Source organism: Sphingopyxis granuli NBRC 100800 (genome assembly GCF_001591045.1).
GTDB classification, from domain to species: Bacteria; Pseudomonadota; Alphaproteobacteria; order Sphingomonadales; family Sphingomonadaceae; genus Sphingopyxis; species Sphingopyxis granuli.
Window position 1 is genome coordinate 1 of record NZ_BCUA01000016.1, and the last position, 26,268, is coordinate 26,268.

22 protein-coding genes and 2 tRNA genes are annotated in these 26,268 nt (G+C 66.0%); 11 read left to right on the forward strand and 13 right to left on the reverse strand.

Annotation, left to right across the window (positions count from 1 at the left end; translation table 11 throughout):
* Nucleotides 1-183: 183 nt before the first annotated feature.
* The 5 genes from SGR02S_RS05900 to tkt all read right to left on the reverse strand — a co-directional run bounded on the left by SGR02S_RS05900 (nucleotide 184) and on the right by tkt (nucleotide 6,183).
* The gene (locus SGR02S_RS05900) at nucleotides 184-840 is read right to left on the reverse strand and encodes an O-methyltransferase (RefSeq protein ID WP_067106656.1); all 657 of its coding nucleotides are present in this window, start codon (nucleotides 838-840) and stop codon (nucleotides 184-186) included.
* Entirely contained in the window at nucleotides 840-1,730 is an 891-nt protein-coding gene (locus tag SGR02S_RS05905; protein ID WP_082796980.1) for a fructose bisphosphate aldolase, read from the reverse strand. Before SGR02S_RS05905 ends, SGR02S_RS05900 begins: the two co-directional genes overlap by 1 nt.
* A 75-nt stretch (nucleotides 1,731-1,805) precedes the next feature.
* The gene (locus tag SGR02S_RS05910) at nucleotides 1,806-3,002 is read right to left on the reverse strand and encodes a phosphoglycerate kinase (RefSeq protein WP_067106659.1); all 1,197 of its coding nucleotides are present in this window, start codon (nucleotides 3,000-3,002) and stop codon (nucleotides 1,806-1,808) included.
* Nucleotides 3,003-3,168: 166 nt separating this feature from the next.
* A complete protein-coding gene (gene gap, locus SGR02S_RS05915) occupies nucleotides 3,169-4,176 on the reverse strand; it encodes a type I glyceraldehyde-3-phosphate dehydrogenase (RefSeq protein WP_067106661.1) in 1,008 nt (335 codons plus the stop codon).
* Between the two features lie 39 nt (nucleotides 4,177-4,215).
* Entirely contained in the window at nucleotides 4,216-6,183 is a 1,968-nt protein-coding gene (tkt, locus tag SGR02S_RS05920) for a transketolase (RefSeq protein ID WP_067106665.1), read from the reverse strand.
* A 145-nt stretch (nucleotides 6,184-6,328) separates the two neighbouring features.
* On the opposite strand from tkt, the gene SGR02S_RS05925 reads away from it, so the two are divergent.
* From SGR02S_RS05925 to SGR02S_RS05940, 4 genes are all read left to right on the forward strand, one after another.
* Complete coding sequence (locus SGR02S_RS05925; protein WP_067106668.1) at nucleotides 6,329-6,538, forward strand: hypothetical protein; 210 nt, start codon at nucleotides 6,329-6,331, stop codon at nucleotides 6,536-6,538.
* The gene (locus SGR02S_RS05930; RefSeq protein ID WP_067106671.1) at nucleotides 6,531-6,968 is read left to right on the forward strand and encodes a cell division protein ZapA; all 438 of its coding nucleotides are present in this window, start codon (nucleotides 6,531-6,533) and stop codon (nucleotides 6,966-6,968) included. The genes SGR02S_RS05925 and SGR02S_RS05930 overlap by 8 nt, the downstream gene beginning before the upstream one ends.
* A gap of 234 nt (nucleotides 6,969-7,202) precedes the next feature.
* Nucleotides 7,203-7,796 carry a 5-formyltetrahydrofolate cyclo-ligase gene (locus SGR02S_RS05935; RefSeq protein ID WP_067106675.1) on the forward strand — a complete coding sequence of 198 codons (594 nt, stop codon included), beginning with the start codon at nucleotides 7,203-7,205 and terminating at the stop codon, nucleotides 7,794-7,796.
* Nucleotides 7,793-8,020 (forward strand): DUF2842 domain-containing protein, encoded by a 228-nt coding sequence (locus SGR02S_RS05940; RefSeq protein WP_067106677.1) that lies wholly within the window; start codon nucleotides 7,793-7,795, stop codon nucleotides 8,018-8,020. Before SGR02S_RS05935 ends, SGR02S_RS05940 begins: the two co-directional genes overlap by 4 nt.
* Nucleotides 8,021-8,108: 88 nt before the next feature.
* On the opposite strand, the gene SGR02S_RS05945 is transcribed toward SGR02S_RS05940, so the two are convergent.
* Nucleotides 8,109-8,185: transfer RNA gene (locus SGR02S_RS05945), tRNA-Asp, on the reverse strand.
* 43 nt (nucleotides 8,186-8,228) lie between these two features.
* Complete coding sequence (locus tag SGR02S_RS05950) at nucleotides 8,229-9,428, reverse strand: AI-2E family transporter (RefSeq protein WP_082796981.1); 1,200 nt, start codon at nucleotides 9,426-9,428, stop codon at nucleotides 8,229-8,231.
* Nucleotides 9,429-9,712: 284 nt separating this feature from the next.
* Between SGR02S_RS05950 and SGR02S_RS05955 the strand changes: the two genes are divergently transcribed.
* The 4 genes from SGR02S_RS05955 to SGR02S_RS05970 all read left to right on the forward strand — a co-directional run bounded on the left by SGR02S_RS05955 (nucleotide 9,713) and on the right by SGR02S_RS05970 (nucleotide 17,443).
* Nucleotides 9,713-10,627, forward strand: coding sequence for a DUF11 domain-containing protein (locus SGR02S_RS05955; protein WP_255211402.1), 915 nt, complete (start codon nucleotides 9,713-9,715; stop codon nucleotides 10,625-10,627).
* An 11-nt stretch (nucleotides 10,628-10,638) separates the two neighbouring features.
* A complete protein-coding gene (locus SGR02S_RS05960; RefSeq protein WP_156482984.1) occupies nucleotides 10,639-11,100 on the forward strand; it encodes a DUF11 domain-containing protein in 462 nt (153 codons plus the stop codon).
* Between the two features lie 71 nt (nucleotides 11,101-11,171).
* Nucleotides 11,172-12,230, forward strand: a complete 1,059-nt coding sequence (locus SGR02S_RS05965; RefSeq protein WP_067106683.1) for a DUF11 domain-containing protein — start codon at nucleotides 11,172-11,174, stop codon at nucleotides 12,228-12,230.
* Between the two features lie 65 nt (nucleotides 12,231-12,295).
* Nucleotides 12,296-17,443 carry a DUF11 domain-containing protein gene (locus tag SGR02S_RS05970; RefSeq protein ID WP_082796982.1) on the forward strand — a complete coding sequence of 1,716 codons (5,148 nt, stop codon included), beginning with the start codon at nucleotides 12,296-12,298 and terminating at the stop codon, nucleotides 17,441-17,443.
* Nucleotides 17,444-17,453: 10 nt separating this feature from the next.
* On the opposite strand, the gene SGR02S_RS05975 is transcribed toward SGR02S_RS05970, so the two are convergent.
* The 4 genes from SGR02S_RS05975 to thyA form a co-directional block, all read right to left on the reverse strand.
* On the reverse strand, nucleotides 17,454-18,752 hold the full coding sequence (locus SGR02S_RS05975) for a dihydrolipoamide acetyltransferase family protein (protein ID WP_067106685.1): 1,299 nt from the start codon (nucleotides 18,750-18,752) through the stop codon (nucleotides 17,454-17,456).
* A gap of 5 nt (nucleotides 18,753-18,757) precedes the next feature.
* A complete protein-coding gene (locus SGR02S_RS05980; protein WP_067106780.1) occupies nucleotides 18,758-19,762 on the reverse strand; it encodes an alpha-ketoacid dehydrogenase subunit beta in 1,005 nt (334 codons plus the stop codon).
* A 20-nt stretch (nucleotides 19,763-19,782) separates the two neighbouring features.
* Nucleotides 19,783-21,078 carry a thiamine pyrophosphate-dependent enzyme gene (locus SGR02S_RS05985; RefSeq protein ID WP_067106688.1) on the reverse strand — a complete coding sequence of 432 codons (1,296 nt, stop codon included), beginning with the start codon at nucleotides 21,076-21,078 and terminating at the stop codon, nucleotides 19,783-19,785.
* Between the two features lie 95 nt (nucleotides 21,079-21,173).
* Nucleotides 21,174-22,109: a thymidylate synthase gene (gene thyA / locus SGR02S_RS05990; RefSeq protein WP_255211401.1), complete on the reverse strand. Its 936-nt coding sequence runs from the start codon at nucleotides 22,107-22,109 to the stop codon at nucleotides 21,174-21,176.
* A gap of 134 nt (nucleotides 22,110-22,243) precedes the next feature.
* On the opposite strand from thyA, the gene SGR02S_RS05995 reads away from it, so the two are divergent.
* Together SGR02S_RS05995 and SGR02S_RS06000 are read left to right on the forward strand one after the other, a co-directional pair.
* Entirely contained in the window at nucleotides 22,244-22,669 is a 426-nt protein-coding gene (locus SGR02S_RS05995; protein WP_067106690.1) for a JAB domain-containing protein, read from the forward strand.
* 97 nt (nucleotides 22,670-22,766) lie between these two features.
* Nucleotides 22,767-22,843: transfer RNA gene (locus tag SGR02S_RS06000), tRNA-Pro, on the forward strand.
* 145 nt (nucleotides 22,844-22,988) lie between these two features.
* On the opposite strand, the gene SGR02S_RS06005 is transcribed toward SGR02S_RS06000, so the two are convergent.
* Together SGR02S_RS06005 and SGR02S_RS06010 are read right to left on the reverse strand one after the other, a co-directional pair.
* The gene (locus SGR02S_RS06005; protein ID WP_067106692.1) at nucleotides 22,989-23,609 is read right to left on the reverse strand and encodes a thermonuclease family protein; all 621 of its coding nucleotides are present in this window, start codon (nucleotides 23,607-23,609) and stop codon (nucleotides 22,989-22,991) included.
* On the reverse strand, nucleotides 23,590-24,735 hold the full coding sequence (locus tag SGR02S_RS06010) for a tetratricopeptide repeat protein (protein WP_067106693.1): 1,146 nt from the start codon (nucleotides 24,733-24,735) through the stop codon (nucleotides 23,590-23,592). Before SGR02S_RS06010 ends, SGR02S_RS06005 begins: the two co-directional genes overlap by 20 nt.
* Nucleotides 24,736-24,937: 202 nt before the next feature.
* Between SGR02S_RS06010 and SGR02S_RS06015 the strand changes: the two genes are divergently transcribed.
* Nucleotides 24,938-26,263, forward strand: a complete 1,326-nt coding sequence (locus SGR02S_RS06015) for a HEPN domain-containing protein (protein ID WP_067106694.1) — start codon at nucleotides 24,938-24,940, stop codon at nucleotides 26,261-26,263.
* The last annotated feature ends 5 nt before the right edge of the window (nucleotides 26,264-26,268 follow it).

Consider the following 26,268-nt stretch of genomic DNA (forward strand, 5'->3'; position numbering starts at 1 on the left):
CGTTCCCACGCAGGCAATCGGTCGGAACGTCGGCGCTCGTTCCCCGGCGAAAGCCGGGGTCCAGATGGCATAGCCCTACCTCGCGTGGACCCCGGCTTTCGCCGGGGAACGATGAGTTGCCGAAAGGGGAGAGTTGCCAAGCGGCATCAGCGCGCCCGGGCCCTCGCCTGCTCCGGCGAGACGTCAGCGCACCCTCGCCAGGATGAACCCGTCCCATTTCTTGACGCCGACCGTCTGCACCGCGGTCGCGTCGATGCGCGCGTCGGCGTTCAGCATGTCGAACAGCGCCCGCGTGCCGTCGATCCGCGGATCGCCGCTGTCCGGATCGAGCACACCGCCTTCGCGCACGACATTGTCGACGACGATCGTGGTACCGCTGCGGCCGAGCCGGATCGCTTCGGCGACATAATGGGCGTTGCCCTGCTTGTCGGCGTCGATGAAGACGAAGTCGAACGGCGCCGCGCCGGTCATCGCGGCGAGACTGTCGCTCGCCGGCCCGACGCGGATATCGACCCGATCCGACACCCCCGCACGATCGAGATTTGCGCGCGCGACGCGGGCGTGCGCCTCCTCGATCTCCAGCGTCACCAGCTCGCCGTCTTCGGGCAGCGCGCGCGCGAGCCAGATCGTCGAATAGCCGCCGAGCGTCCCGATTTCGAGGATGCGGCGGGCGCCCGCGATCTGCGCGAGCAGGAACAGCATCTTGCCCTGCGCCGCCGAAACGTCGATCGGCGGCAGGCCATTGGCCTCGTTGTTCGCAAGCGCAGCGGCGAGCGCGTCGTCATCGCCGAGCAGTTTCCCGGCGATATAGGCATCGACGGCTCGCCAGCTGTCGCTCATCAAGCCACCGAGGCGGCGTGGATTTCGTCGATCGCTCCGCCCAGCGAGGCGTCGAACGCCGCGTCGTCCATCGAGGCGCGCAGGTCTTCGAGCAGCGCGCGGCTGAAGCTCGCGATGATGCCGGGGTTCTTCGCCAGTTCGACGCAGGCTTCGGGGCGCTTGTAGCCGCCCGACAGCGCGACGACGCGCAGCACCTTGGGATGGTCGACGAGCGGCTGGAACAGGCCGGGCTCGGTCGGCAGCGACAGCTTCAGCATCACCGGCGCGCCGTCCCAAGCATCGAGCGCCGCAAGCGTTTCCTGAAGCAGCAGGCGATCCGCCGCGGCACGCTCGGCGCTCTTGATGTTCACTTCGGGCTCGATGATCGGAACCAGGCCGTGCGCCGCGATGCGCTTTGCCTCGGCGAACTGCTGCTCGACGATCGCCTTGACGCCCGCCGGGTTGGCGAGGTTGATGACGCTGCGCATCTTGGTGCCGAACACCCCCTTGGCGACCGCACGCTGGCACAGCGCGTCGAGATCGGGCATCGGCTTCATCATCTGGACGCCATCGGCCTCGGCCTCCAGTCCCTTGTCAACCTTCAGGAACGGCACCACGCCGCGCTCCCACAGCAGCGCCGGCACCGGCTTGCCGCCGGCCTCGCCGTCCATCGTGCGTTCGAACAGGATCGCGCCGATCACCTTGCCGCCGCCGAAGCAGGGCGCGGTGACGATGCGGCTGCGCATTGCGTGGATCAGCCCGAACATCTCCTCGTCGTCCGACCAGGCCCCTTCGTCGATGCCATAGCCCTTCAGGGCCTTGGGCGTCGAGCCGCCGCTCTGGTCAAGCGCGGCGATGAATCCCTGACCCGATTTGATCTTGTCCAGCATCTCGGCATTGGCGGCAGTCATGTCATCTCCATTGGGCTGCATAGATTGGGGGAGCGATAGCCCGCGCCCCGACAGGAAGCAAATCGCAGGGCCGCGTCAGACCCTCAGCGCATCGACGCCCGGCAGCGGCTTGCCTTCCATCCATTCGAGGAAGGCGCCGCCGGCGGTCGAGACGAAGGTGAAGTCGTCCGCCACACCCGCGTGATTGAGCGCTGCGACGGTATCGCCGCCGCCGGCGACCGAGGTCAGCGACCCTTCGCGCGTCAGCGCCGCCGCAGTTCGGGCGAGCGCGACCGTCGCGGTGTCGAAAGGCGGCGTCTCGAAGGCGCCGAGCGGCCCGTTCCACACCAGCGTGCGGCAGGTCTTGAGCACATCGCCCAGCGCCTCGATCGCCGCCGGGCCGACGTCGAGGATCATCTCGTCGGCCGCGACCTCGTGGACGTTGACGGTGCGCGTCGGCGGATTGGGCGCGAACTGCTTCGCGACCACCACGTCATAGGGCAGATGGATCGTGCATCCGGCCTTGTCGGCGCTGTCGAAGATGGCGTTGGCGGTTTCGACCAGATCGTGCTCGCACAGCGACTTGCCGACATCGACCCCGCGCGCGGCGAGGAAGGTATTCGCCATGCCGCCGCCGATGATCAGGTGATCGACCCGGCCGACAAGGTTCCGCAGCACGTCGATCTTGGTCGACACCTTGGCGCCGCCGACGACCGCCGCGACGGGATGCGCCGGGTTGCCGAGCGCCGCGTCGAGCGCCTTGAGCTCGGCTTCCATCGCCCGCCCGGCATAGGCCGGCAGGCGATGCGCGATGCCTTCGGTCGAGCCATGGGCACGGTGCGCGGCGGAGAAGGCGTCGTTGACATAGAGGTCGCCCACTTCGGCCAGCGCGTCGGCGAAGGCGGGGTCGTTCTTCTCCTCGCCGGGGTGGAAGCGCGTATTCTCCATCACCGCGACGTCGCCGGGGGCGAGCACCGCGACGCCGGCCTTTGCGCCCTCGCCGATGCAGTCGGGGATGAACATCACCGAATGGCCCAGCACGTCGATCACCGCGTCGATGACGAGGCTCAGCGACTGGGTGGGATTCTTCGCGCCCTTCGGTCGCCCGAAATGCGCGAGCAGCAGCACGATCGCGCCCTTGTCGGACAGCTCGCGGATCGTCGGCATCGCCGCGCGGATGCGCGTGTCGTCGGTGACCGCGCCGTCGGACATCGGGACGTTGAGGTCGACGCGCACCAGCACTTTCTTGCCGGTAACGTCGCCGATGTCGTCGAGGGTTTTGAAGCCGGCCATATTCAACTCCATTCGCCCCGATCGCGTCGAAGCATCTTCGCGTCTCTATATCCCGTCGTTACGAGATCCCGAAGGGGCCGCGGCAATCTCCAGCGGGTGGCTCATGCGCCATGGCTGGAGATTGCTTCGTCGCTGCGCTCCTCGCAATGACGATATGCGAATTGCCTTACAGCAGCCCGGCGATCACGCCCGCAGTATCGACCATGCGGTTCGAGAAGCCCCATTCATTGTCGTACCAGCTGACGACGCGAACCAGCTTGCCTTCGAGCACCGAGGTTTCGAGGCTGTCGACCGTCGAGCTGGCCGGGCAATGATTATAGTCAATCGACACCAGCGGCTCGTCCGAATAGGCGAGGACGCCCTTCAGCGCGCCTTCCGACGCATCCTTGAGGATCTTGTTCACTTCCTCGACGCTCGTGTCGCGGCCCGGCGTGAAGGTCAGGTCGACCAGGCTGACGTTCGGGGTCGGCACGCGGATCGCCGAACCGTCGAGCTTGCCCTTGAGCTCGGGCAGCACCTCAGCAACCGCGCGCGCGGCGCCGGTCGTCGTCGGGATGATCGACATGCCGGCGGCGCGAGCGCGGCGCATGTCGCTGTGGATCTGGTCGAGAATCTTCTGGTCGTTGGTATAGGCGTGGACCGTGGTCATCAGGCCGCGCTCGATCCCCAGCGCCTCGTGAAGCACCTTGGCGACGGGCGCGAGGCAGTTGGTGGTGCAGCTGGCGTTCGACACGATCTTGTGATCGGCGGTCAGCTTGTCATGGTTGACGCCATAGACGACGGTCAGGTCGACGCCCTTGGCGGGGGCCGAGATCAGCACGCGCTTGGCGCCGGCGGCGAGGTGCTTGCCCGCGCTTTCAGCGTCGGTGAAGAAGCCCGTGCATTCGAGCGCGATGTCGACGCCGAGCTCGCCGTGCGGCAGGTTCGCGGGATCGCGTTCCTTGGTCACGCGGATCGCCTTGCCATTGACGATCATCTGATCGCCTTCGGCCTTGACATCGCCCGGGAACGGGCCGTGGACGCTGTCGCGCTTGAACAGCAGCGCATTCGCCTTCGCATCGGCGAGGTCGTTGATCGCGACCAGTTCGAGGCCGCAGTCCGGCCGTTCGAGGATCGCGCGGGCCACCAGGCGGCCGATGCGTCCAAAACCGTTGATTGCGACTTTCACTGCCATGTCGAAACGTCCTTTCTGCGGAAGAGGTCGGGCGGGTCCTTATTGACCGAGCCGGGCCAGGATCTGGGGAGCGATAGCATCGGCGGTCAGGCCGAAATGCCGGTAGAGATCGTCGATCGGCGCCGAAGCGCCGAAGCTGTCGATGCCGAAGCGCAGACCGTCGCGGCCGGTATAGCGTTCCCACCCGAAGGTGGTGCCCGCCTCGATCGAGACGATCAGCGCGTCGCGCGGCAGGACGTCGGCGCGATAGGCGACATCCTGTTCGTCGAACAATTCGGTCGAGACCATCGAAACGACGTCGGCGCCCTGCCCCGCCGCTTCGAGCCGCTCGGCAACGTCGAGCGCAAGCGACACCTCCGAACCCGTCGCGACGAGCACGACGCGGCGCGCCGCCGCTGCGTCGCGCAAACGGTAAGCGCCTTTCAAACAAAGATTTTCGGTGACGTCATGCCGCAACGGCGGCAGGTTCTGGCGGGTCAGCGCGAGCAGCGTCGGGCGATCGTCCTGCGCGAGCGCGATGGCCCAGCATTCGGCGGTCTCCACCGCGTCGGCGGGACGCATGACGAGCAGATTCGGCATCGCGCGCAGCGACTGCAGATGCTCGATCGGCTGGTGTGTCGGACCATCCTCGCCCAGTCCGATGCTGTCGTGCGTCATCACATAGACGACGCGCTGGCGCTGGAGCGCCGACAGGCGGATCGCACCGCGGCAATAATCCGAAAACACCAGGAAGGTGCCGCCATAGGGGATGACGCCGCCGTGCAGCGCCATGCCGTTCATCGCCGCCGCCATGCCGAATTCGCGGATGCCATAATAGATATAGCGGCCCGAATAATCGTCCTTGGTCAACGGCTTGGTCGACGACGTTTTGGTATTGTTCGAACCCGTCAGGTCGGCGCTGCCGCCGACGAGCGCCGCGATATCGGCGGTGAGCGCGGTCAGGGCGTTTTCCGACGCCTTGCGCGTCGCGACCTTCGGCGGTTCGGCCACCAGCGAGTCGAGATAGGTACGGAAGGCGTCGCCCGGCGCGACCTTGCCGCTCAGACGATCCTCGAATTCCTTTTTATTCCCGTTCGTTGCAAGCCGATCATTCCATTCGGCATGAAGCGTCCGGCCACGCGCGCCGAACCCCCGCCACGCTTCGGCGATTTCGGCGGGAATCACGAAGGGCTCGGCCGTCCAGCCGAGATTGGCGCGCGCCGCGGCGATCTCGTCGGCGCCGAGCGGCGATCCGTGCGTCGCCGCGGTGCCCTGCTTGTTCGGGGCGCCGAAACCGATCAGCGTCCGGCAGGCGATCAGCGACGGGCGGCCGTCGGCGATGGCGGCGTCGATCGCGCGGCGGATATCGGCGGGATCGTGCCCGTCGCAGCTTTCGACGTGCCAGCCGGTCGCCGCATAGCGCGCCCGAACATCCTCGCTCGTCGACAGGTCGGTCGAGCCGTCGATGGTGATGCGATTGTCGTCCCACAGCACGATCAGGCGGCCGAGCCCCAGATGCCCGGCCAGGCCGATCGCTTCGTGGTTGATGCCCTCCATCAGGCAGCCGTCGCCGGCGATCACCCAGGTGCGGTGGTCAACCAGCTCGTCGCCGTAGATCGCGTTCAGATGGCGCTCGGCGATCGCCATGCCGACCGCGGTCGCGAGCCCCTGCCCCAGCGGCCCGGTCGTCATCTCGACGCCCGCCAGCTCGAAATTCTCGGGATGTCCCGCGCACGGGCTGTGCAGCTGGCGGAACGCGCGGATTTCGTCGATCGTCGGGTGCGCATAGCCCGCGAGGTGCAACGTCGCATAGGCGAGCATCGAGCCATGCCCCGCCGAAAGAACGAATCGGTCGCGATCGGGCCATGCCGGATCGCTGGGATCGAACTTCAGATAATCCGAATAAAGCACCGTCGCGACATCGGCCATGCCCATCGGCATGCCCGGATGGCCGCTGTTCGCGGCCTGGACGGCGTCCATCGCGAGCGCACGGATCGCGTTGGCGAGCTGACGTTCGGGCAGTGTCATCATTCCCCCGGAGTGGACAGGCTGGTTGCGCGACAGCCCTTTGCGGGGGCAGTGCCCAGAGTCAACCGCTCGCGGCAGAATTTCGCCCGCATTTCGGCGTGGAGAGGCGATTGCACCCCCTTCGCGGCGCTGCTAACCCTTGGTCATGGAACTCGATCTCGACGAATCCAGCCTGGCCATCGGCCGCATCGAGCGGGCGCTGAGCCGGATCGAAAAGGCGCTGGCCGATCGCGAAAGCAGACCGGCCCCCGCCCCCGCACCGTCCGAAACCGCCAGTCAAAGCGCCCTGAAAGCCGAGGTTGCGGCGGTCATCGGCGAACTCGACCGGCTGATCAACGAGGCGAAACATGGCTGACGTCAAGCTCCAGATCGCCGGCCGCCCCTATGACGTGCATTGCGCCGACGGGCAGGAAGAGCGGCTTCACCAGCTCGCGGGGATCGTCGACACCAAGGCGCGCACGATCCAGGGTGGAACCGAGGTCCGCCAGCTGCTGTTCACCGCGCTTCTGCTCGCCGACGAGGCGCACGAGGCGCGGGCCAAGGCCGAAAAGGCCGAACCCCAGTCCGATTCGCTGCGCGCCGCGGTCGCGCTCGCCGAAAGCCGCGAGGCGGCGGCGCGCGACGCCCTGCGCGAAGCCGAGGCGCGCGAGCAGGCGCTGCGCGCCGAACTCGACGCCGCGCGGCAGGCGTCAGCGCCGCCGCCGCGCAACGCCCACGACCGTGCCCTGCTCCAGATCGCCGAGCGGATCGAAGCGCTCGCCGACCGGGCCGAGCGGATGCCCTGACGGAATGGGTTGAGACCGGGCGCCGGCATCCCTAGATAGGGGGCGGCGGGCACTGCCCGGCACGAGCCGCTGCGAATATCCCTGAGGCGATACATCATCCAAGGGAGCTGTCCCTGCCCGGACCCTGGTCCGACGTACATGGCCCCCACCTGACGTTACTGGCGTCAGAGGATTTTCCGGCAAACGACCACGGTGGTCCCGCCACCCACCGCGCAAGAGAGGCTGCGACAGGCGATGACCGACCCGGCCCCCGACCTGGCGCAGCGAAAACAGGAACTGCGCGACAGGCTGCGTTTCCGGCGCCGGCATTTCGCGGCGAATCTCGATCCGATGGCGCGGCTCGCCGCCTTCCGCGCGCTGCCCGCCCCGCTCGCCGAGCGGCTGGCGGAGGAGCCGCTGGTCGGCGGCTATGCGCCGTGGGGCGATGAACCCGACATCCTGCCCGCGCTGGCCGGCATCGCGGCGCGCGGCGCGCTTGCGCTGCCCCATCATGCGGCGCGCGACGCCGCCATGGCGTTCCGGCACTGTCCGAAGGGTGCGGCGCTGGTGCGCGGGCCGTGGGGCTCACCGCAACCGGGCCCCGACACCGAAAGCGCGATCCCGTCGATCCTGTTCGTCCCGCTCGTCGGTTTCGACCGGCACGGCGGCCGCCTCGGGCAGGGCGGCGGGCATTACGACCGCTTCCTTGCGGACCACCCGTCCCTCCCCCGCATCGGCGTCGGATGGTCGGTGCAGGAGGTGGACGCGCTTCCCGTGTCGGCGCTCGACGCGCCGCTCGATGCCATATGGACCGAACAGGAATTCATCCTGTGTGGAGACCGTCTATGACCGCTGCCCCCGATCCCCAGCCAAGCTGGCGCAAGCCCGCCGGAATCGCGCTGATCCTGCTGCTGATCGTCGCCTGGGCGACGATCGTCGTCGCGCTTTCGCCGTGGGTCGGCACTTGGCCGGTGCTGGTGCAGGGCCTGTTCTATCTGGTGGCGGGGATCGTGTGGGTGCTGCCGCTGAAACCGCTACTGCGCTGGATGGAACTCGGCCGCTGGCGCGGATAGATCGAGGCCGAACGGCTTCGGTCGACGACAGCGCAACGGTTTTTCCAGATATTTTCGGGAGGGGCGCCTTCCCGCCTTGGGCAGGGAATGGCGCGAGTGACGGGACTCGAACCCGCGACCTCCGGCGTGACAGGCCGGCGCTCTAACCAACTGAGCTACACCCGCTTGCGCTTGGGAGCCGCGCCAATATGGCCCCCGTCCCGACCTGTCAACCGTCGCTTTCCATCTCGGTGCGATTTAACCGGTCGCGCATCTCCTCCACTGTCGTCAACGTGCCGCGCTCAAACAGGAAACCGGCCAGATCGGGGGTTCCCGTCGACTGCAGTACCGTCTGGAGAATCAGCAGCAGCGGCACCGCGAGTAGCGCGCCCGGCGCCCCCCAGACCCAGCCCCAGAAGCTGAGCGAGACGAGGATTAGCAGCGGATTGACCGTCAGCCGCCGTCCAAGGACCAGCGGCGTGATCAGATTCGCCTCGACCAGATGGACGCCGACGAAGATCAGCGCGGGCAACAGCGCGAATCCGACCGCGTCGAACGTCATCAGCCCGCCCAGCCCGAGCAAAGTCGCAGCGACGATCGGGCCCAGATAGGGTACGAAGTTGCACAACGTGACGATCCCGCCCCACATGAAGGGCGACGGCATGCCCAGCGCCCAAAGCAGCAGCGCGACGACGAGGCCCAGGATCGCGTTGATCATCGTGATCGTCGCCAGATAGTCGGCCGTCGCATCGACGACATTCTGGATCACGCGCGCCGTCTGCATCGCGCCGTCGAAGCTGCCGCGGCGCCGGATCGTTCCCTTGCGCAGCCGTGTCCAGCCGGCGAGGAAGAAAAAGATCACCAGCACCGCGAAGAAGAGCTGGATCGCCGCCGACGGCGCGGCGGAGATGAAATAATCGACCACGGAGGTCGGCGCGGTCGCCGCGACCGCCTGCGACGCCGCTTCGGTCCCGCTCGCGACCGAGGTCAGCGTCCGGTCGACGAACTTCTGCAACGTCGAATAGAAGTCGATCAGCGGCGCGAGATTGCTCTGGATGCGCGGGATCGATTCGGGGAGCCGCGCGAACCAGCCGGTCGCGGGAACGACGATGATCGCCAGCGCGGCGTTCACCAGCATCAGGAAAGCCGACAGCGACAGGAAGGACGCGAGCGCCGAAGGCACGCCGCGCCGTTCGAGCCATTCGAGCAGCGGCACCAGCGCGATGGCGATCACGATCGCGGCGGTCAGCGGCAGGAAGAATTCGGCGCCGGCCTGAAGCGCGAAGGGCAGCCCGAGGCAAAAGGACGCGCCCAATATCAGCGCCAGCGCCGCGAGCAGCCGATCGCGGCGAAAATCGTCGATCTCGATCTGCTGCAGGGGATTGCCGCGCGCCGGGCGCGCGCCCTTCCTCCCCCTGTCCTCGCTCACGTGGGCCTCCTGGTTAACCGCTTCGTCTTAAGCGAGTTTCCCGGACCGCGCCAGCCGGCCGCTGAGGCGAGACGCGAAAAACCATCCTGTCCTGTTTCGAGCCAGAATGCCGCGTCCCTACCGGCAATTTAACCAGAAATTTTCCTTTTTCCGCGATGACCGTCGGCACGGACCAGCCTTCGGAGTCACATATCATGGTAAAAGCGCCTGTGGGGGGCGCGCAGCGACCGCTTCGTACACCCTTCCCTTATTCCCTCGTCCTGCTCGCGGCACTGGCCGTGCCGATGCAGGCCCAGGCCGCCGGCACCCGTGCCGGTTCCACGATCAGCAACACCGCGACCGCCAGTTTCGACAATGGCGGGGGACCGCAGACGATCGATTCGAACAAGGTCGACCTGCGCGTCGACGAACTGCTCGACGTCACCGTCGATTCGAGCGACCCGGGCGACGTCGTCACGACGCCGGGCGCGACCGAGCAGCGGCTCACCTTCTCGGTGACGAACAACGGCAATGGCGAGGAGGCCTTCGTGCTCGGCACGGTCGCCAACGGCGGTGGCGACGATTATGATCCGGCCGTCACCCAGATCTACATCGACAATGGCGACGGCGTCTTCGATGCCGGCACCGATACGCTCTATACGCCGGGCGCGAACGAACCGCTGCTCGACCCCGACGAGAGCGTCATCGTCTTCGTGCTCGCAACGACGCCGGGCACCGTCAGCGATGGCCATCGCGGCATCGTCAGCCTGACCGCGGCCGCCAAGACCGGAACCGGCGCGCCCGGCACCAGCTTCGCCGGCCTGGGCGAAGGCGGCGGCGACGCGGTCGTCGGATCGACCGGCGCCGACGGGCAGGATGCCGGCGCGTTCAAGGTCTCGTCCGCCACCGTGGCGCTGGTGAAGGTCGCCACCGTCGCGGACCCCTTCGGCGGCAGTGAACCGGTTCCCGGCGCCACCATCACCTATGCGATCACCGCCACGGTCAACGGCAGCGGATCGGTCAACGGTCTCGCTATCACCGACACGGTCCCGGCGGACACCAGCTATGTCGCCGGCTCGATCAGGCTGGGCGGCACCGCGCTGTCCGACGCCGCCGACGGCGACGCGGGCGATTATGACGGAACGCGGGTCCATGTGGCGCTGGGCGCCGTCGCCGGGGGCGAAACCCGCACCGTCACCTTCCAGACGAAAATCAACTGATGGAGAAGTCCATGCGCACCGCCATTCTTCTGTTGCTCGCCGCGGGCCTGCCGGGCCAGGCGCTCGCCGCCGACCAGGTCGCGCTGGCCAACAGCGTGTTCGTCGAACGGGTGACCACCGATGCCGCCGGCAAGCAGCGCGTCTCGCTGGAGGAGCCCAAGGTCGTCACGCCCGGCGACCGGCTCGTCTTCGTGCTCGACTATCGCAACGCCAGCGCGCGCCCGGCCGAGCGCTTCGTCGTCACCAATCCGCTCCCCGATGCGATCAGTTTCACCGACGCCGCAAGCAGCCCGCTCGTTTCGGTCGACGGCGGCCGGAACTGGGGACTGCTCGCCGATCTGACGGTCGCGCTGCCCGACGGCAGCCGGCGCGCCGCTCAGCCCGCCGATGTCACGCACATCCGCTGGGCCTTTCAGAAACCCATTCCGGCCGGTGGCGGCGGCAAGCTCATGTTCCGGGGGGTTGTCAAATAACCCCCTGAAACAAACCGCTTAACGGTCGCGGCGGTGGGGACAGCGACCAATCAAGGCCTAGGAGTTCAGCTATGACCAGCAAGCTGACGACCACGGGCGCCTTCGGTTTCGCGGCGATCGCAAGCATCGCCGCCACGCCGGCCCTTGCGGCCGGCACGACCGCGGGCACCCCGATTACCAATATCGCAAGCGTCCAATATCAGGTGGGGGGCGTCGATCAGGGCACCACGACCGCGTCGGACGAGTTCGTCGTCGACCGCAAGATCAACCTGCTCGTCGAAGAGGCCGGCAATGCGACGACCGAAGTTGCGCCGGGAACGACCAGTGCCGTCACCACCTTTCAGCTCACCAATTCATCGAACGAGGTGCTCGACTTCGGCCTGACGGTGACGCAGCCGGCCGGCGGGTCGGCGCCGCACGGCGGCACCGATTCGTTCAACGCGACCAATGTCCGCATCTATCGCGACAGCGCCGGTGGAACCGTCGGCGCCTTCGATCCGTCGGATACGCTCGTCACCTATATCGACGAACTCGCGACCGATACGCCGATCACGCTGTTCGTCGTCGCGGACATCCCCGCCGGGCTTGCGACGGGCGCCAAGGCGGTCGTGCAGTTGCAGGCTACCGCGTTCGAGGGCAATACGCCCGGCACGCAGGGCGGCGCGATCAGCCAGACGACCGGAGCCAACACCGCGGCCAAGGACACGGTGTTCGCCGATACCAGCGGCGTCATCGACGGCAGCCGCGACGGATCGCACAGCGCGGCCGACGACTATACGGTCAAGACCGCGACGTTGACCGTCACCAAATCGAGCCGCGTCATATCCGACCCCTATAATCACGGGACGAATCCGAAGCTGATCCCGGGGGCGACGGTCGAATACTGCATCGCAGTCGCCAACGCGCCGGGCGGTGCGGAGGCGACATCGGTGGCGATCACCGATCCCGTTCCGACGCAACTGACCTTCGTCGCCGATTCGATCCGGCTCGACGGCACGGTCAGCGGCGGCGTCTGCAATGCCGACGGCAACGCGAGCGGCGGCTATTCGGAACCGAACGTGACCGGAACGATCCCGACGATCGCGGCGGGCGACACCCGCACGCTCGTCTTCCGCGCCACGGTCAACTGACGAAAGCAGAGGGGGCGCAGGGGTGCCGGCGCGTCCGGCGCCCCTGCCTTCCCTACGCACCGCCGATGACATCGATCGCGAAATCCCTGAGCCTTGCGGGCGCTCTCGCCGCAGCAGCCATGCTGTGCGCGGCCCCGTCGGCGCGCGCGCAGGATGCCCCGAGAATCATCTCGAACACGGCTTCCGCCCAATGGCATGATGGCATCGGCGATTCCGCACGGATCTCGTCGAACCGGGTCGATATCGCAGTCCGGCCGCGTTCCCCCGAAAAGCCGACGATCGCCACCTATCGCCTGACCGATGGCGGTGGCGGCAGATCGATGCCGCTGATGCCGACGCCGTGCGACGGCGGCGCTTCCAACGGAGCCTCCGCCGCGCGAGGCGGTGCGCATCTGATCCAGGTCGCGGGCGCCTATGCCGGCCTTTCGACCGATCCCGCGGCGCTCGAACAGAGCGGCACCTTCCGCGCCGGCGAATTGCTGGTGGTCGGCGTGACGCTCGCTTCGGCCAATCGCGATCCGGCGCGACGCGATACGCTCCCCGTCGTCCTGGCGCTGGAAAACGGCGACAGCGAGCGCATCACCCTCACCGAAACGGCGCCGGACAGCGGCGAGTTCGTCGGTTTCATCAACACCATCGGCACGCCGCCGGCGATTGCGGCGGGCGACTGCCGCCTGTCGGTCGCGCCCGGCGCCACGATGACGCTGCACATATCCGACCAGGCCGGCGCGGGAATGACCGCGCTCGCGACAATCGATTTCCTCGTCGATCCCTTCGGCATCGTGTTCGACAGCGGCGACGGCGCCCCCGTTGCGGGCGCCCGCGTGACGATCGTCGATGCGACGACCGGCAATCCGGCGCCGGTGTTCGGCGACGACGGCGTGTCCGCCTATCCCTCGTCGGTTGTCACCGGCCAGTCGGTGACCGACGCGGGCGGCACCGTCTATCGCTTTCCCGAAGGCGACTATCGCTTTCCCTTCCTCGCGCCCGGCCGTTATCGCCTGGTCGTCGAGCCGCCGGCGCCCTACGCAGCCCCCTCGGCTTCGAGTCCTGCCGAACTGGCCGGTCTCCGCCGTCCCGATGCGGATCGCCCCTTCACGATCGGCGATGCCAGCTATGGCCGGGCCTTCATCCTCGCCAGCCCCGCGCCGGTCCGGGTCGATATTCCGGTGGACAAGCCCGGCCTGCCGCTGGCGCTGCGCAAGACGACCTCGACCGAAGTCGCGGTTCCCGGCGACATCGTCCAGTATCGCATAGAGGTCGCCAATGGCGACGCGCGGCGCACCACGGGCGCGGTGACGGTCCGCGACACGCTGCCCGCCGGCATGCGCCTGCGGACCGATAACGTCCGCGCCGACGGTGAACGCGTCGAGGCACAGGTTGCGGCGAACGGCCGCGACTTCGCGGTCACGCTGCCCGGCGTCGCGCCCGGCCGTTCGGTGCTGCTGACCTATCTGGCCGAGGTGATCGTCTCGGCGCAGCCGGGACGGGCGCTCAATCGGGCATCGGCGTCCGACAACCGCGGGTCGGCGAGCAATGTCGCGGAGGCCGCGATTGCGATCAAGCGCGACCGGCTGGGCGATCGAATGACGATCATCGGCCGCATCGCCGATGGCGGCTGCGGCGTCGATCCGGGCAAGGCGGCCGGCGTCGCCGGCGTGCGCGTGATGCTGCAGGACGGCAGCTATACCGTCACCGACGAGGACGGCCGCTATCATTTCGAGGGCGTACGCCCCGGCCTTCACGTCGTCCAGATCGACCCGTCGACGCTGCCGCTCGATCGCGAAGCCGTCGATTGCGCGCGCTCGACGCAAAGCGCCGGCAGCCCCATCTCGCGCTTCGTCGAGGGGCGCGGCGGGTCGCTGAAGCGCGCCGACTTCCGCGCCGCTCCCGCCGCCCCGTGGATCGCTCCCCGGACCACGGCCCCCGAAGCGACAGCGATACCCGGCGATGCAGAGGCTGCGGGCGCGCATCGCGACTGGCTGGCTGGCCAGGAACCGGGCATCGCGTGGCTCTTTCCCGCCCCCGATCACAATCCGCGCGCCAAGTCGGTGCGGGCGGCGATCAAGCACCTGCCCGGCCAGAGCGTCGCGCTCCGCATCAACGGCAAGCCCGTCGACCCGCTCGCCTTCGACGGCATGACAAAGTCCGCCGACGGCCGGATCGCGGTCAGCGTCTGGCGCGGGATCGAGATTCGCGAAGGCGACAACAGCCTGACCGCGGAAATCCGCGGTGTTGACGGTGTCATCATCGAAAGGATCGAGCGCAAGGTCCATTATTCGATTACCCCGATGCGCGCGACGCTGGTGCGCGAACGGTCGGTCCTCGTCGCCGACGGCGTCACCCGTCCCGTCATCGCGGTGCGGCTGACCGACCGCGACGGCAAGCCGATCCGCAAGGGGCTGACGGGCGATTTCAGCGTCCCTGCCCCCTATTATCCCGCTGTCGAGGCCGATGCGCAGCAGGCCCGCCAGCTGGCCGGGCTCGAACGGGCGCGCCCGCTGTGGAAAACCGCGGGCGACGACGGCATCGCCTATATCGAGCTCGAACCCACCACCGCCTCGAGCACGCTGACGATCGATTTCGCCTTTCGCGACGACAAGGTCGAGCGCAGGCAGACGCTCGACATGTGGCTCGACCCCGGCGACCGCCCGTGGACCGTAGTCGGCTTCGCCGCCGGAACGCTCGGCTACAATACGCTCGACGACCGCATGGAATCGGTGGCCGAAACGCTCGACGACCTTCACACCGACGCGCGGCTCGCACTCTATGCCAAGGGGCGGGTGCGCGGCAAATGGCTGATGACGCTCGCCTATGACAGCGACAAGGAGCAGGACGACGCGCGCTTCGGCGGCGTGATCGACCCGCGCGCCTATTACACCGTCTACGCCGACCGCAACGAGATGCGCCATGATGCGGCGTCGGTACGCAAGCTCTATCTGCGGCTCGAACGGCCGCAATTCTATGCGATGTTCGGCGATTTCGAGACCGGCATCTCCGATCCGCAGCTCGCGCGCTACAATCGGGCGCTGAACGGCGGCAAGGCCGAGTATCGCGGCCGCACGCTTGCCGCGACCGCTTTCGTCGCCGACACCCCCTACCGCTTTCGCCGCGACGAGATCCAGGGCAACGGCCTTACCGGCCCCTACCCGCTCGGCGCCCGCGATATCCTGCCGAACAGCGAGCGGATCACGATCGAAACGCGCGACCGCCTGCATAGCGAGCGCATTGTTGACAGTGTTACCATGACCCGCCACGTCGATTACGATATCGATTATCTGGCTGGAACGCTGCGGTTCCGTTCCCCCATTCTCAGCCGCTCGTCGAACCTCGATCCCCAATATATCGTCGCCGAATATGAGGTCGACGGCGTCGGCGAGCGCGTGCTCAACGCGGGCGGCCGCGTCAGCTATCGGTCGCGCGACGAAAAGCTGCGCGTCGGCGCAACCTTCATCCACGACGAGGATAGCGACGCCCGCACCGACCTCGGCGGCGTCGATGCGCGCTATCGCCCCGGCGCCGATACCGAGATCCGCGCCGAACTCGCCCTGAGCGACGCCAGCACCCGCGCGGGCGGCAAGGCCGCTCGCGGCACGGCCCGCGCGTGGCTGGTCGAGGCCGAGTATCACAGCAGCCGCGCCGACCTGCTCGCCTACGCCCGCGAGCGCGAGGCGGGATTCGGCACCGGCCAACTCAGCGGCGGAGAGGACGGCACGCGCAAGATCGGAGTCGATGCCCGTCTGCGCGTCGGTTCGGCGCTGTCGATGACGGGAAGCGCGTGGCAGGAAAGCTTCCTCGACGCCGGCACCCGCCGCCGCGCCGCGCGCGCGCTGGTCGAATATGATCGGAGCGCGGGCGGGAGAACGACCGTCGCGCGCGCCGGCCTGACCCATGCCGACGACCGGCTGAGCGACGGCACGCGCAACCGTTCGGACATCGTCCAGTTGGGTGCGACGCAGCGCCTGTTCGAAAAGCGGCTTGAACTCGACGCCCAGACCGAATTCGCGCTCGGCGGCCGGGATGCGAGCGTCGATTTCCCGAGCCGACACCGCCTCGGCGCACGCTTCGCGGTGACGCGCGACGTCAATCTGGTCGGCAGCTACGAGATTGCCGACGGCGACACGGTGAAGGCGCGCACGGCCCGCCTCGGCTTCGATCTGACGCCGTGGGCCGGCGCTCGCCTGCTCGCCGCCGCCAACCAGCAGCAGATCAGCGAATATGGCCCGCGCAGTTTCGCCGCCTATGGTCTGTCGCAGTCGCTGCGGCTCGGTGAGCGCTGGTCGGTCGACATGGCCGTCGACGGCAACCGGACGCTCGGCGGTATCCGAGCGCGCGATGTTATCAATGTAAACACCCCGGTCGCCTCGGGCGGTTTCCTCGGCAATCCAGGCACGCTGACCGAGGATTTCGTCGCGATCAGCAGCGGCGCCACCTATCGCGCCGACCGCTGGACGCTGACCAGCCGCGCCGAATATCGCGACGGCGAACTGGCCAACCGCTATGGCCTGACGCTCGGCGGTCTCCGCCAGCTCGGCGAAGGCCGGGCGCTCGGCGCGCTGCTCAGCTGGACGCGGGCGAGCGGCAGCGGCGCGATGCCGAATACCGAAACGATGCAGTTCGAGGCGAGCTGGGCGCATCGCCCCGCGCATTCGCGCGTGTCGTGGCTCGACAAGGCCGAATATCGGTCGGATCAGGTGCGCGGCGCCGTCGCGGGCCAGCCCGGCCCCGTGGGCAGCGCGCCGCTGATCGTCAGCGGCGACGTGACGAGCCGCCGGCTGCTCAACAGCCTGTCGGTGAACTGGAAGCCGCTTGCCGCTCGCGACGCACGGCAGGCCGACGACCGTATGTGGTACGAACGCGGCGAATTCGGCTTCTTCTGGGGCACGCGCTACAATTTCGACCGGTTCGGCGCCGACGATGTGAAGGGCTGGTCGAACCTGTTCGGCGCCGACCTGCGCCTCAACCTCGGCACGCGGGCCGCGATCGGCGCTTCGGGCACGTTGCGCGTCGGCACCGACGCCAATACCGTCGCCTGGGCCGGCGGTCCGACGCTGACGATTGCGCCGGTTGACAATGTCAACATTACCCTCGGCTATAATTTCGCGGGCTTTCACGACCGCAATTTCGAGGAAGCGCGCTTCGCCCGCTCGGGCGCCTATGCGACCTTCCGGCTGAAATTCGACCAGACGAGCTTCGCGGGGCTCGGCCTGTAGGGCAAGCCTATCAGTCGGCGAACAGCAGCACTGGCGTTTCGACCAGCCGCTTGAGCGCCTGGACGAAGCTCGCGGCGTCCCAGCCGTCGACGACGCGGTGATCGCAGCTGATCGACAGGTTCATCAGCTTGGCGCGGCGGATGTCGTCGCCCCCTTGAGGATTTTTGGCGAACACCGGGCGCTCGACGATCTTGTTGGGGCCGATGATCGCGACCTCGGGCCGGTTGATCACCGGCGTCGTCGCGATGCCGCCGAGCGGGCCGAGCGAGGTGACGGTCAGCGTGCCGCCGGTGAGTTCGTCGACCTTCGCCTTGCCGGTACGCGCGGCTTCGGCCAGGCGGCTGATTTCCGACGCCAATTGCCAGACATTCTTGTCCTGCGCGTCACGGATCACCGGGACCATCAGCCCGGCGTCGGTCTGCGTTGCCATGCCCAGATGCACGGCGCCGTGCCGCGTCACCACGCCCGCTTCGTCGTCGTAGCGCGCGTTGATCATCGGAAATTCGGGAATCGTGCGGCAGATCGCGACGATCAGGAAAGGTAACATCGTCAACTTCGGCCGATTTCCGCGATTTGCGTTCAGATCGGCGCGCATCGCCTCGAGCGCGGTGACGTCCATTTCCTCGACATAGGTGAAATGCGGAATCGCGCGCTTCGCGGCGGCCATATTCTCGGCGATCTTGCGGCGCATGCCGATGACCTTGATCGGTTCGTCGGCGCGGGCGCGCGATGCGCCCGGCGCCTGATAGCCCTGCCCCGCGCCATAGCGCAGATAGGCGTCGAGGTCGGCGTGGCGGATGCGGTCGCCCTCGGCCTGGACCTGCGACAGGTCGACGCCGAGATCGCGCGCGCGTGCGCGAACGGCGGGAGACGCCAGCACCGCCCTGTCCTCTTTCCCGCCCGCGGGAGTGGCCGCGGGCGGACTTGCTTCGGCAACGGCGGGGGGTGCTTCGGCCGAATCCTCGACAGAATCTTCGAAAGTCTCTGCAACTTCTTCTAAAACCGCAACTTCATCGGTCGATTCGCTACTTGAACCATCCGCCGGCGTATCGGACGCTTCCGCGTCGGCATCGGTTTCGATAACCGCGAGCGTCGATCCGATCGGCACCATGTCGCCGACCTCGCCCGCCAGTTCGACGATCACGCCCGACACCGGCGATTCCATTTCGACGGTCGCCTTGTCGGTCATCATGTCGGCAAGCTGCGCATCTTCTTCGATGCGGTCGCCGACACCGACGTGCCAGGCGACGATCTCAGCCTCGGCGATCCCTTCGCCGATATCGGGCAGGCGGAACGAATAGCGGGCCATGGCGGTCAGTCCTTCATCAACTTGTCGAGCGCGGTCGCGATGCGCACCGGGCCGGGGAAATAGGCCCATTCGAGGCTGTGCGGATAGGGCGTGTCGAAACCCGTCACGCGCTCGACCGGCGCCTCGAGATGATAGAAGCAGCGTTCCTGCACCAGCGCGGCGAGTTCGGCGCCGAAGCCCGACGTGCGCGTCGCCTCGTGGATGATCAGGCAGCGTCCGGTCTTCTTCACCGACGCCTCGACCGCCTCGATGTCGAGTGGCAGCAGCGTGCGCAGGTCGATGATCTCGGCGTCGACCCCGATCTCCTCGATGATCGTCTTCGCGACATGGACCATCGCGCCATAGACGAGCACCGTCACCGCCTCGCCCTCGCGTACCGTCGCGGCCTTGCCGAGTTCGATGCGGTAATAATCCTCGGGAACCGCGCTCGCCGCATGCTTCGACCAGGGTTCGACCGGGCGGTCGTAATAGCCGCTGAACGGCCCGTTGTAGATGCGCTTGGGTTCGAGGAAGACGACGGGGTCGTTATCCTCGATCGCCGCGATCAGCAGCCCCTTCGCATCATAGGGATTGGACGGAATCACCGTCTTCACGCCGCAGATATGCGTCATGATGCTTTCGGGCGACTGGCTGTGCGTCTGCCCGCCGAAGATGCCGCCGCCGAACGGCGTGCGCACCGTCATCGGGCAGATATAGTCGTTGGCAGACCGGTAGCGCAGGCGCGCCGCCTCGCTGACCAGCTGGTCGAGACCGGGGTAGATATAGTCGGCGAACTGAATCTCCGGCACCGGCCGCAGGCCATAGGCGCCCATGCCGACCGCGACTCCGATGATGCCGCATTCGTTGATCGGCGTGTCGAAGACGCGGGTCCGGCCATGCTTTTTCTGCAGCCCCGCGGTGGCGCGGAAGACGCCGCCGAAATAGCCGACGTCCTCGCCCATCACGACGGTGGCGGGGTCACGTTCGAGCATGATGTCCATGGCGCTGTTGATCGCTTCGATCATGTTCATGGTCTTCACGGGCGCGCTCATCACTCGGGCTTCCAGTCGGGGCCGAACTTGGCCCGTTGTTCGGCAAGCATCTGTTCGCATTGTTCCTGAAGATGCCAGGGCATGTGCTCGAACACATCCTCGAACATGGTTTCGAAGGGCTGGTGCATGCCGTGCCCCAAAATTCCAAGTTTTTCAGACTGTTTCTGGGACGTCTTTATCAGATCGTCGAGTTCCTGCTTCAACGCTTCGTGACGCTCGCCGTCCCATTCGCCGAGCGTTTCGAGATGCTGGCGCAACCGCATGATCGGATCGCCGAACGGCCAGGCGCTGGCCTCCTGCGCCGCGCGATAGGCATTCGGGTCGTCGGAGGTGCTGTGCCCCTCGGCGCGATAGGTGAAATGTTCGATCAGCGTCGGGCCGTTGTTCGTCCGCGCGCGGTCCGCGGCCCACTGGGTCGCGGCATAGACCGCGAGCGGATCGTTGCCGTCGACACGCAGTCCGGCGATGCCATAGCCGACCGCGCGCGCCGCGAAGGTGGTGCGCTCACCGCCGGCGAAACCCGAAAAGCTGGAGATCGCCCACTGATTGTTGACGACGTTGAAGATGACCGGCGCATTGTAGACGGTCGCGAAGGTCAGCGCCGAGTGGAAGTCGCCCTCGGCCGACGATCCCTCGCCGCACCATGTCGTCGCGATGCGGCTGTCGCCCTTCGAGGCGGACGCCATCGCCCAGCCCACCGCCTGCGGATATTGGGTCGCCAGATTGCCCGAGACGCTGAAGAAGCCGTAGTCGGGCGCCGAATACATGATCGGAAGCTGGCGCCCGAGCAGATGGTCGCCGCGATTCGAATAAATCTGGTTCATCATCTGGACCAGCGGATAGTCGCGCGCGATCAATATGCCCTGCTGGCGATAGCTGGGGAACACCATGTCGGCGCGGTCGATCGCCATCGTCGAGGCCACCGAGGTCGCCTCTTCGCCGGTCGATTTCATGTAGAAGCTGGTCTTGCCCTGCCGCTGCGCGCGGAACATGCGGTCGTCGAACGCCCGCACCGTCATCATGTAGCGCAGCATCGTGCGCAGCCGCTCGGGCGCCAGCTTCGGATCCCACGGTCCTTTCGCCTGCCCGTCGAAGTCGAGCACGCGCACCAGGCCGTAACACAGGTCGCGCATCGCGTCGGGTTTCGTCGCCTCGCCGGGGCGCGGCGTGGCATCGACGGCAGGAACCGGAACGTCGCTGAAGTCGGGGGTATCGCCGGGGCGATAGCACGGTTCGGGAATATGGAGCGACAGCGGCGGCAGATTGCCCGCCGGGCGCCGAGGCGTCTCAGGCATGTCTTCTTCCCTTCGACGCGAATCACGCGCCTTTTAGTTATATTTCAATGCGGCGACATATTATTACTGTCGCCGATCCATTGCAATGCCTGCGATCAGACCGCGACGGGCGCCGGAATATGCGCCTGCGGCGCATAGGCCTCGACCGCGAAATCCTCGAAGCGATAGGCGAAGATGCTTTCCGGCCGCCGCAGGATGCGCAGCTTCGGCGCGCCGGCCGGGGTCCGCCGTAACTGCTCTTCGACGAGTGCGGCGTGGTTGAGATAGAGATGCACGTCGCCGCCGGTCCACACCAGTTCGTGCGCGTGCAGGTCGCATTGCTGCGCGATCATCCGCGTCAGCAGCGCCGCCTCGAATATGTTGAACGCGAAGCCGAGCCCCAGGTCGCACGAGCGCTGGAACAGCAGGCACGATAATCCGCCGTCGCTGCGCACATGGAACTGATAGGTCATGTGGCACGGCGGCAAGGCCATGCGATCGAGGTCGGCGACGTTCCAGCCGGTGAAGATGTGCCGCCGCGACCCGGGATTGCTGCGCAGCGAATCGATCAGCGCCGCAATCTGGTCGTGCCCCTTTTCGGCCCGGCGGAACAGACCATCCCCCGCGGGCTCGTAGCGCGGCCAGTTCACCCATTGATGGCCGTAGACGGGACCGAGGTCGCCCCACGCCGCCGCGAAATCGGAATCCGAAAGGATGCGCGCTTCGAAATCCTCCGCGCCGATATCTTCGCCGGTCTCGCGGCGATAGCGATCGAGCGGCCAGTCGGTCCAGATCCGCACCCCCTGCGCGACCAGCGGGCGGATGTTGGTGTCGCCGGTCAGGAACCACAGCATCTCGCGCAGCGCGGTTTTCCAATAGACCCGCTTGGTGGTGAGCAGCGGGATCGCATCGTCGGCGAGCGAGAATCGCATCGTCTCGCCGAACAGCGAGCGCGTGCCGACGCCGGTGCGGTCGACCCGCTCGTCGCCTTCGACCCAGATTCGGCGCATCAGGTCGAGATATTGCAGTTCATAATGGATGGAATCGGGCAAGACCTGCTCCTGTGTTGCGGGCTCCAGTGCTAAGCGCCCGACGGGGGGACGGCAAGGGCGGCAGCAGCCATGACCCTCCGTTACGGCGCAGATGCCGATTGGAGCGCCGGACGCCGCGCCGCATAGACGGCGCGATGAATCTCTCCGATCCGCTTGGCAACGGGGCCGACATGGCCGCGACCGGCTTCGTGCAATGCGCGGACGAGGACGATGTCGCGCGCCACCTGCTGCGCCCGTCCTTCAGCAGCGACGGCGAAACCGTCCAGTTGCTGGCCTTCGATGGCCATGCGCGGCTGATTTCCGCCGAACGGATCGAAGCGACACTGTCGGGGCGCTGCACCATTCCCCCGATGCGTTGGCGAAGGCTGCTCGGCCCGGCGGTGACCGGCGTGCTGATGGCGCACAACCATCCCTCGGGCGTCGCCTGGCCCAGCGAAGGCGACCTCGCCTGCACCCGCGCGGTTTCGCGGCTCCTTCGTCCGATGGGGATCGATCTGTTCGACCATCTGATCTTCGTCGACAGCGGTCATTTCAGCTTTCGCCGCGCGCACCTGCTGTAGGTGCCGATTCTGGTGCGATTGCCGCTTGCAGTTCCTGGGCGGCGCGTCTAGAGGACCGCCCTGCCTTCGCGCCGCTTCGTCGGCGCTGGAGATCGGTCGGGGAGTAGCTCAGCCTGGTAGAGCACTGTCTTCGGGAGGCAGGGGCCGGAGGTTCGAATCCTCTCTCCCCGACCAGTTTCTTTAGAGATTGCAAAGTCCAGAAAAACCAAGATTTTCTGCGGCCTGGGGCCGTTTGTGCCATACAGTTGTGTGATAGTCCAGTGTTAGACGAATCGCGCGCCTTAACCGCCCAATTTTCGTTCCCGGCGCAGGGGATGACTTAGATAAGTCGGGGCTGCCCTTCCGAATCTTTGCGTCCCCGTTTTTGACGGTGCTTGAAGAGCCAAGGCGGCTCCGGATTGTCCATTGCCCACAACCCTCGCCGGTCACGCCGGGCATCGTCTTGCGCCGCGAAATATTCGGCCTCGCGATCAAACGCATATTGCTCGGTCACCCAAGCCCACCCGTTCACGATCATCTCGAGCTCGATATTGCGCGTGACAGGGCGCGCGCGCTTGACTGAACCACCGCCCCGCTTGCCTGCGTGATAATAGTCGACCGTGCCGACATCCATTTGCTCGGTCAGAAATGCCATGCACAAAATCCGCTTGTAAGGATCGATGGGCCGGTAGCCAGTCGACTCTTTGCCAACTGGGTCCAAGCGAAGCTCCTTATTTGCGATAAGGCCTAGCAAAAAATCTCGGGCTTCCGGTCCGAACGGTTGCCCCATTTCGGGGGCGTCGATAAACGCAAAGCGGAAGGAAACGCGTTCCACCCAAGCCTGCCGATAGGGATGCCAGACGTTTGCCAAGAAGCCGTCGCCGTCGAAGACCTTTCGGACGGCTGCCTTCAGCACCTCATCTGGACCTGCAGGGCCTGGATCATCGGGAACGATGATCATGCTGGCCTTCCCGGGCCATTGCGGCGCGACCCTTATTCTGCGGCGTTTGCGCGGGCTTCGAGCGCGTCGCGGATGGAGATTTTACAGGCCAACGCCGCAGCCAAGCAAAGCGTTCGGGATCCTGTCGAAGCAGGAATTCACGAATACGCTGCTGTTCCGGAATGGAAGCGTGCATCAGCAACCCTCGCAATTCACCATCGATCGCATGGCGCGACGCTCCGAGGCTCTCAGCCTTTGCATACCATTCGTGCCCTGCAGCGAGGTCTCCAAGCTCGATGTGGACCGCGCCCAGCAAAGTGCACGGTCTATAGTTGCTTGAGGTCAGTCGATGCGCTTCGCTGGCGAGCGCCTTGGCCTCGTCGAGGCGGCGTAGGTCACGCATTGCTCCGCCGCGCGTCGTTGCCAAGGCCGACCTGATTTTAGGATTTGACCCGACCTTTGCCAATGCCGCATCGGTCAGGCGTAAGGCTCGCTCCGGTTCGCCAGCCTTACGCCAATGCCCGCTCGCATTCACGGCATTCCACGTATCACCACTGTCTTCCCAAGCTTTGGTCAGGGCTGCGGCTTCCAATGCATGCCAAGCTCTCTGCAGCTCGTCGGTCCAGCAGTAATCGGCCTTTGCCTTGAGCCATGCGAGGTCCTTGGCTTCGAGGCGTTGGCCATTGGCGACTTGCCTTAGAAGAGCCATTGCGCGCGGATAATCTTCGCTTTCGATATATCCCACGCCGAAGCGCTGTCGCAGCTCCTTGGCCTCTCGCTTTCGACGGAGTGCCGGATCGTTCGCCATGGCGGCAAAGGTCGCCTTAACTGCTGCCGCCCTGGCCTCAGTGCGTTCCGCCAATTCTGCCGCATCCTTCACGGCCTTGGCCGAAGCCTCCTCAATGCGCGCTGCCTGTTCCGCTCCGGCTTGGGCCCGAAATTCTGCCAAGGTTGCCTTACCTTCGGCCCAATTGACGAGTGCATGCAAGCCCGTCGCGGCGAGATATTCTCGCTGCAAGGCCGTCACCTGCTCCCCAGCCTCAATTTTCAGAAGAATCCCATTCAACCGGGCGCCCAACTGAGCCGCGCCGGGGAGGTCCTCCAGGAAATAGCGTTTTGCCAAAGCGGCGTGCAGAGTTCGTGTCATGGCCCATTTTACATTCGTGGTCCGGCGCGACGAGAAACTCTTCGCTCCGATATCGTGCACCGTTCTATGTAACACGTTGGCCTAATTCATCTCTTAACGTTTCAATGGTCTGGGGGGCAGCCTGACTGAACTCATCTCGGCGTCCACCAATCCGGCAGCAGGCCACCTTGCTTTGTCCCACTTCCCGCTCCATCTGCAAGCAATGACCAGCATTGTCCATCGCGGCCACGTGGAACTCGGTGACACCGAGCTCGGCGCCACTCTCACTCTTGAGCCGGGACGCGTTACGCTAGATATCGCAAGCACCAATCAGGCACATACGATGCCAGAGAGCATTGATATCATTCGATTCAGAAGTAACACCGGCTATTTCACGTTAACCGATCTGTTCCGTCTGAATCACAATATGCGACTCGGTGTCGGCGGACTGTCCACCTACAGTGCTAGGCTCGCATTCGAGAGCGCTCACTTTCAGGATGAGAGCGAAATCAGGTCTCGCACCTGGGCTATAATCGTCGGCGATGTTGCGAAGATTTTGCACGTCAACGGGGTCGTCCAACAGATGACCTTCCCCGAGGCTGGTGGCATGATTGTGAATTATACGGTTTCAGCTCCACCAGCTGTAGTCCTTGATTGTCCATCGGTCGGGCTCACTCTTCGGCTTTGCCAGCACATTAAATCGGGCGGAGATATGATCAACGGGCCGACCCTTACGCTCACCTATCCTATTGAAATTCTCTTCCAAGAGGAGGTGAGCGTCGATGTCGCCATCCAAAACATGCATAGGGTGCGGCAGGCATTTTCGTTAATCATGGGCCGCGTGCTGCCTATTACCAGCGCGTCCATTAGAATTCCCACTGAACGCAATCCGCACGAAGTTCCCATCCATGGTCTCGCGACAATCCACGTGGAAGAGAAGCCTGCGGAGCCCATCTTGTCGGCGATCACGCCAGAAGTTGTCGAAACGATCATCGACCGTTGGCTGGCAAGATACGACGAGTTAGACGACGCAATCCGCCTGCACATGAGCGGCCTTGAACTACAAGACATCCCGAGCGAACTTCGGTTCCAGATTTTTGTTCAGGCATTGGAGGCGCTGCATCGGCGCACCGCGCCGTCATCCGCTGCGGCAATCGACAGCGCTCCCATCCTCGATACCCTCCGCGAACGCGGCGTTCCAAACGATGTCGTCGACCGGGTAAACGGCGTTCTGGCTCATGCGCACGAGCCGGGCCTGAGGCAGAGATTACGATACTACTGGGATAGCTTCACTTCGGAGCTAGCAACGCTGCGCCCCGCCGAGGGTCGTAGTGCGTTCATCGGTCGCGTGGCGGCAACCCGGAACCATTATGCACATCGAACCAATCGTGACCACCAAGTACTGGAAGGCTCCGACCTCTGGGACGCCACTGAGACTGTAAAGGCGATCTCCCACATGGCGCTTCTCAGCCAGGTCGAAGGGAACACGGTAGGCATTGGGCAAACGATGCTAGACCGTCGCTTTGTGCAATATGTCATCCGGGGATAGACGAG

Coding starts and splice junctions, on each gene's coding strand:
- SGR02S_RS05900 (WP_067106656.1), bottom strand. CDS start 840: ATGAGCGACAGCTGGCGAGCCGTCGATGCCTATATCGCCGGGAAACTG.
- SGR02S_RS05905 (WP_082796980.1), bottom strand. CDS start 1,730: ATGACTGCCGCCAATGCCGAGATGCTGGACAAGATCAAATCGGGTCAG.
- SGR02S_RS05910 (WP_067106659.1), bottom strand. CDS start 3,002: ATGGCCGGCTTCAAAACCCTCGACGACATCGGCGACGTTACCGGCAAG.
- gap (WP_067106661.1), bottom strand. CDS start 4,176: ATGGCAGTGAAAGTCGCAATCAACGGTTTTGGACGCATCGGCCGCCTG.
- tkt (WP_067106665.1), bottom strand. CDS start 6,183: ATGACACTGCCCGAACGTCAGCTCGCCAACGCGATCCGTGCGCTCGCG.
- SGR02S_RS05925 (WP_067106668.1), top strand. CDS start 6,329: ATGGAACTCGATCTCGACGAATCCAGCCTGGCCATCGGCCGCATCGAG.
- SGR02S_RS05930 (WP_067106671.1), top strand. CDS start 6,531: ATGGCTGACGTCAAGCTCCAGATCGCCGGCCGCCCCTATGACGTGCAT.
- SGR02S_RS05935 (WP_067106675.1), top strand. CDS start 7,203: ATGACCGACCCGGCCCCCGACCTGGCGCAGCGAAAACAGGAACTGCGC.
- SGR02S_RS05940 (WP_067106677.1), top strand. CDS start 7,793: ATGACCGCTGCCCCCGATCCCCAGCCAAGCTGGCGCAAGCCCGCCGGA.
- SGR02S_RS05955 (WP_255211402.1), top strand. CDS start 9,713: ATGCAGGCCCAGGCCGCCGGCACCCGTGCCGGTTCCACGATCAGCAAC.
- SGR02S_RS05960 (WP_156482984.1), top strand. CDS start 10,639: ATGCGCACCGCCATTCTTCTGTTGCTCGCCGCGGGCCTGCCGGGCCAG.
- SGR02S_RS05965 (WP_067106683.1), top strand. CDS start 11,172: ATGACCAGCAAGCTGACGACCACGGGCGCCTTCGGTTTCGCGGCGATC.
- SGR02S_RS05970 (WP_082796982.1), top strand. CDS start 12,296: ATGACATCGATCGCGAAATCCCTGAGCCTTGCGGGCGCTCTCGCCGCA.
- SGR02S_RS05975 (WP_067106685.1), bottom strand. CDS start 18,752: ATGGCCCGCTATTCGTTCCGCCTGCCCGATATCGGCGAAGGGATCGCC.
- SGR02S_RS05980 (WP_067106780.1), bottom strand. CDS start 19,762: ATGAACATGATCGAAGCGATCAACAGCGCCATGGACATCATGCTCGAA.
- SGR02S_RS05985 (WP_067106688.1), bottom strand. CDS start 21,078: ATGCCTGAGACGCCTCGGCGCCCGGCGGGCAATCTGCCGCCGCTGTCG.
- SGR02S_RS05995 (WP_067106690.1), top strand. CDS start 22,244: ATGAATCTCTCCGATCCGCTTGGCAACGGGGCCGACATGGCCGCGACC.
- SGR02S_RS06005 (WP_067106692.1), bottom strand. CDS start 23,609: ATGATCATCGTTCCCGATGATCCAGGCCCTGCAGGTCCAGATGAGGTG.
- SGR02S_RS06010 (WP_067106693.1), bottom strand. CDS start 24,735: ATGACACGAACTCTGCACGCCGCTTTGGCAAAACGCTATTTCCTGGAG.
- SGR02S_RS06015 (WP_067106694.1), top strand. CDS start 24,938: ATGACCAGCATTGTCCATCGCGGCCACGTGGAACTCGGTGACACCGAG.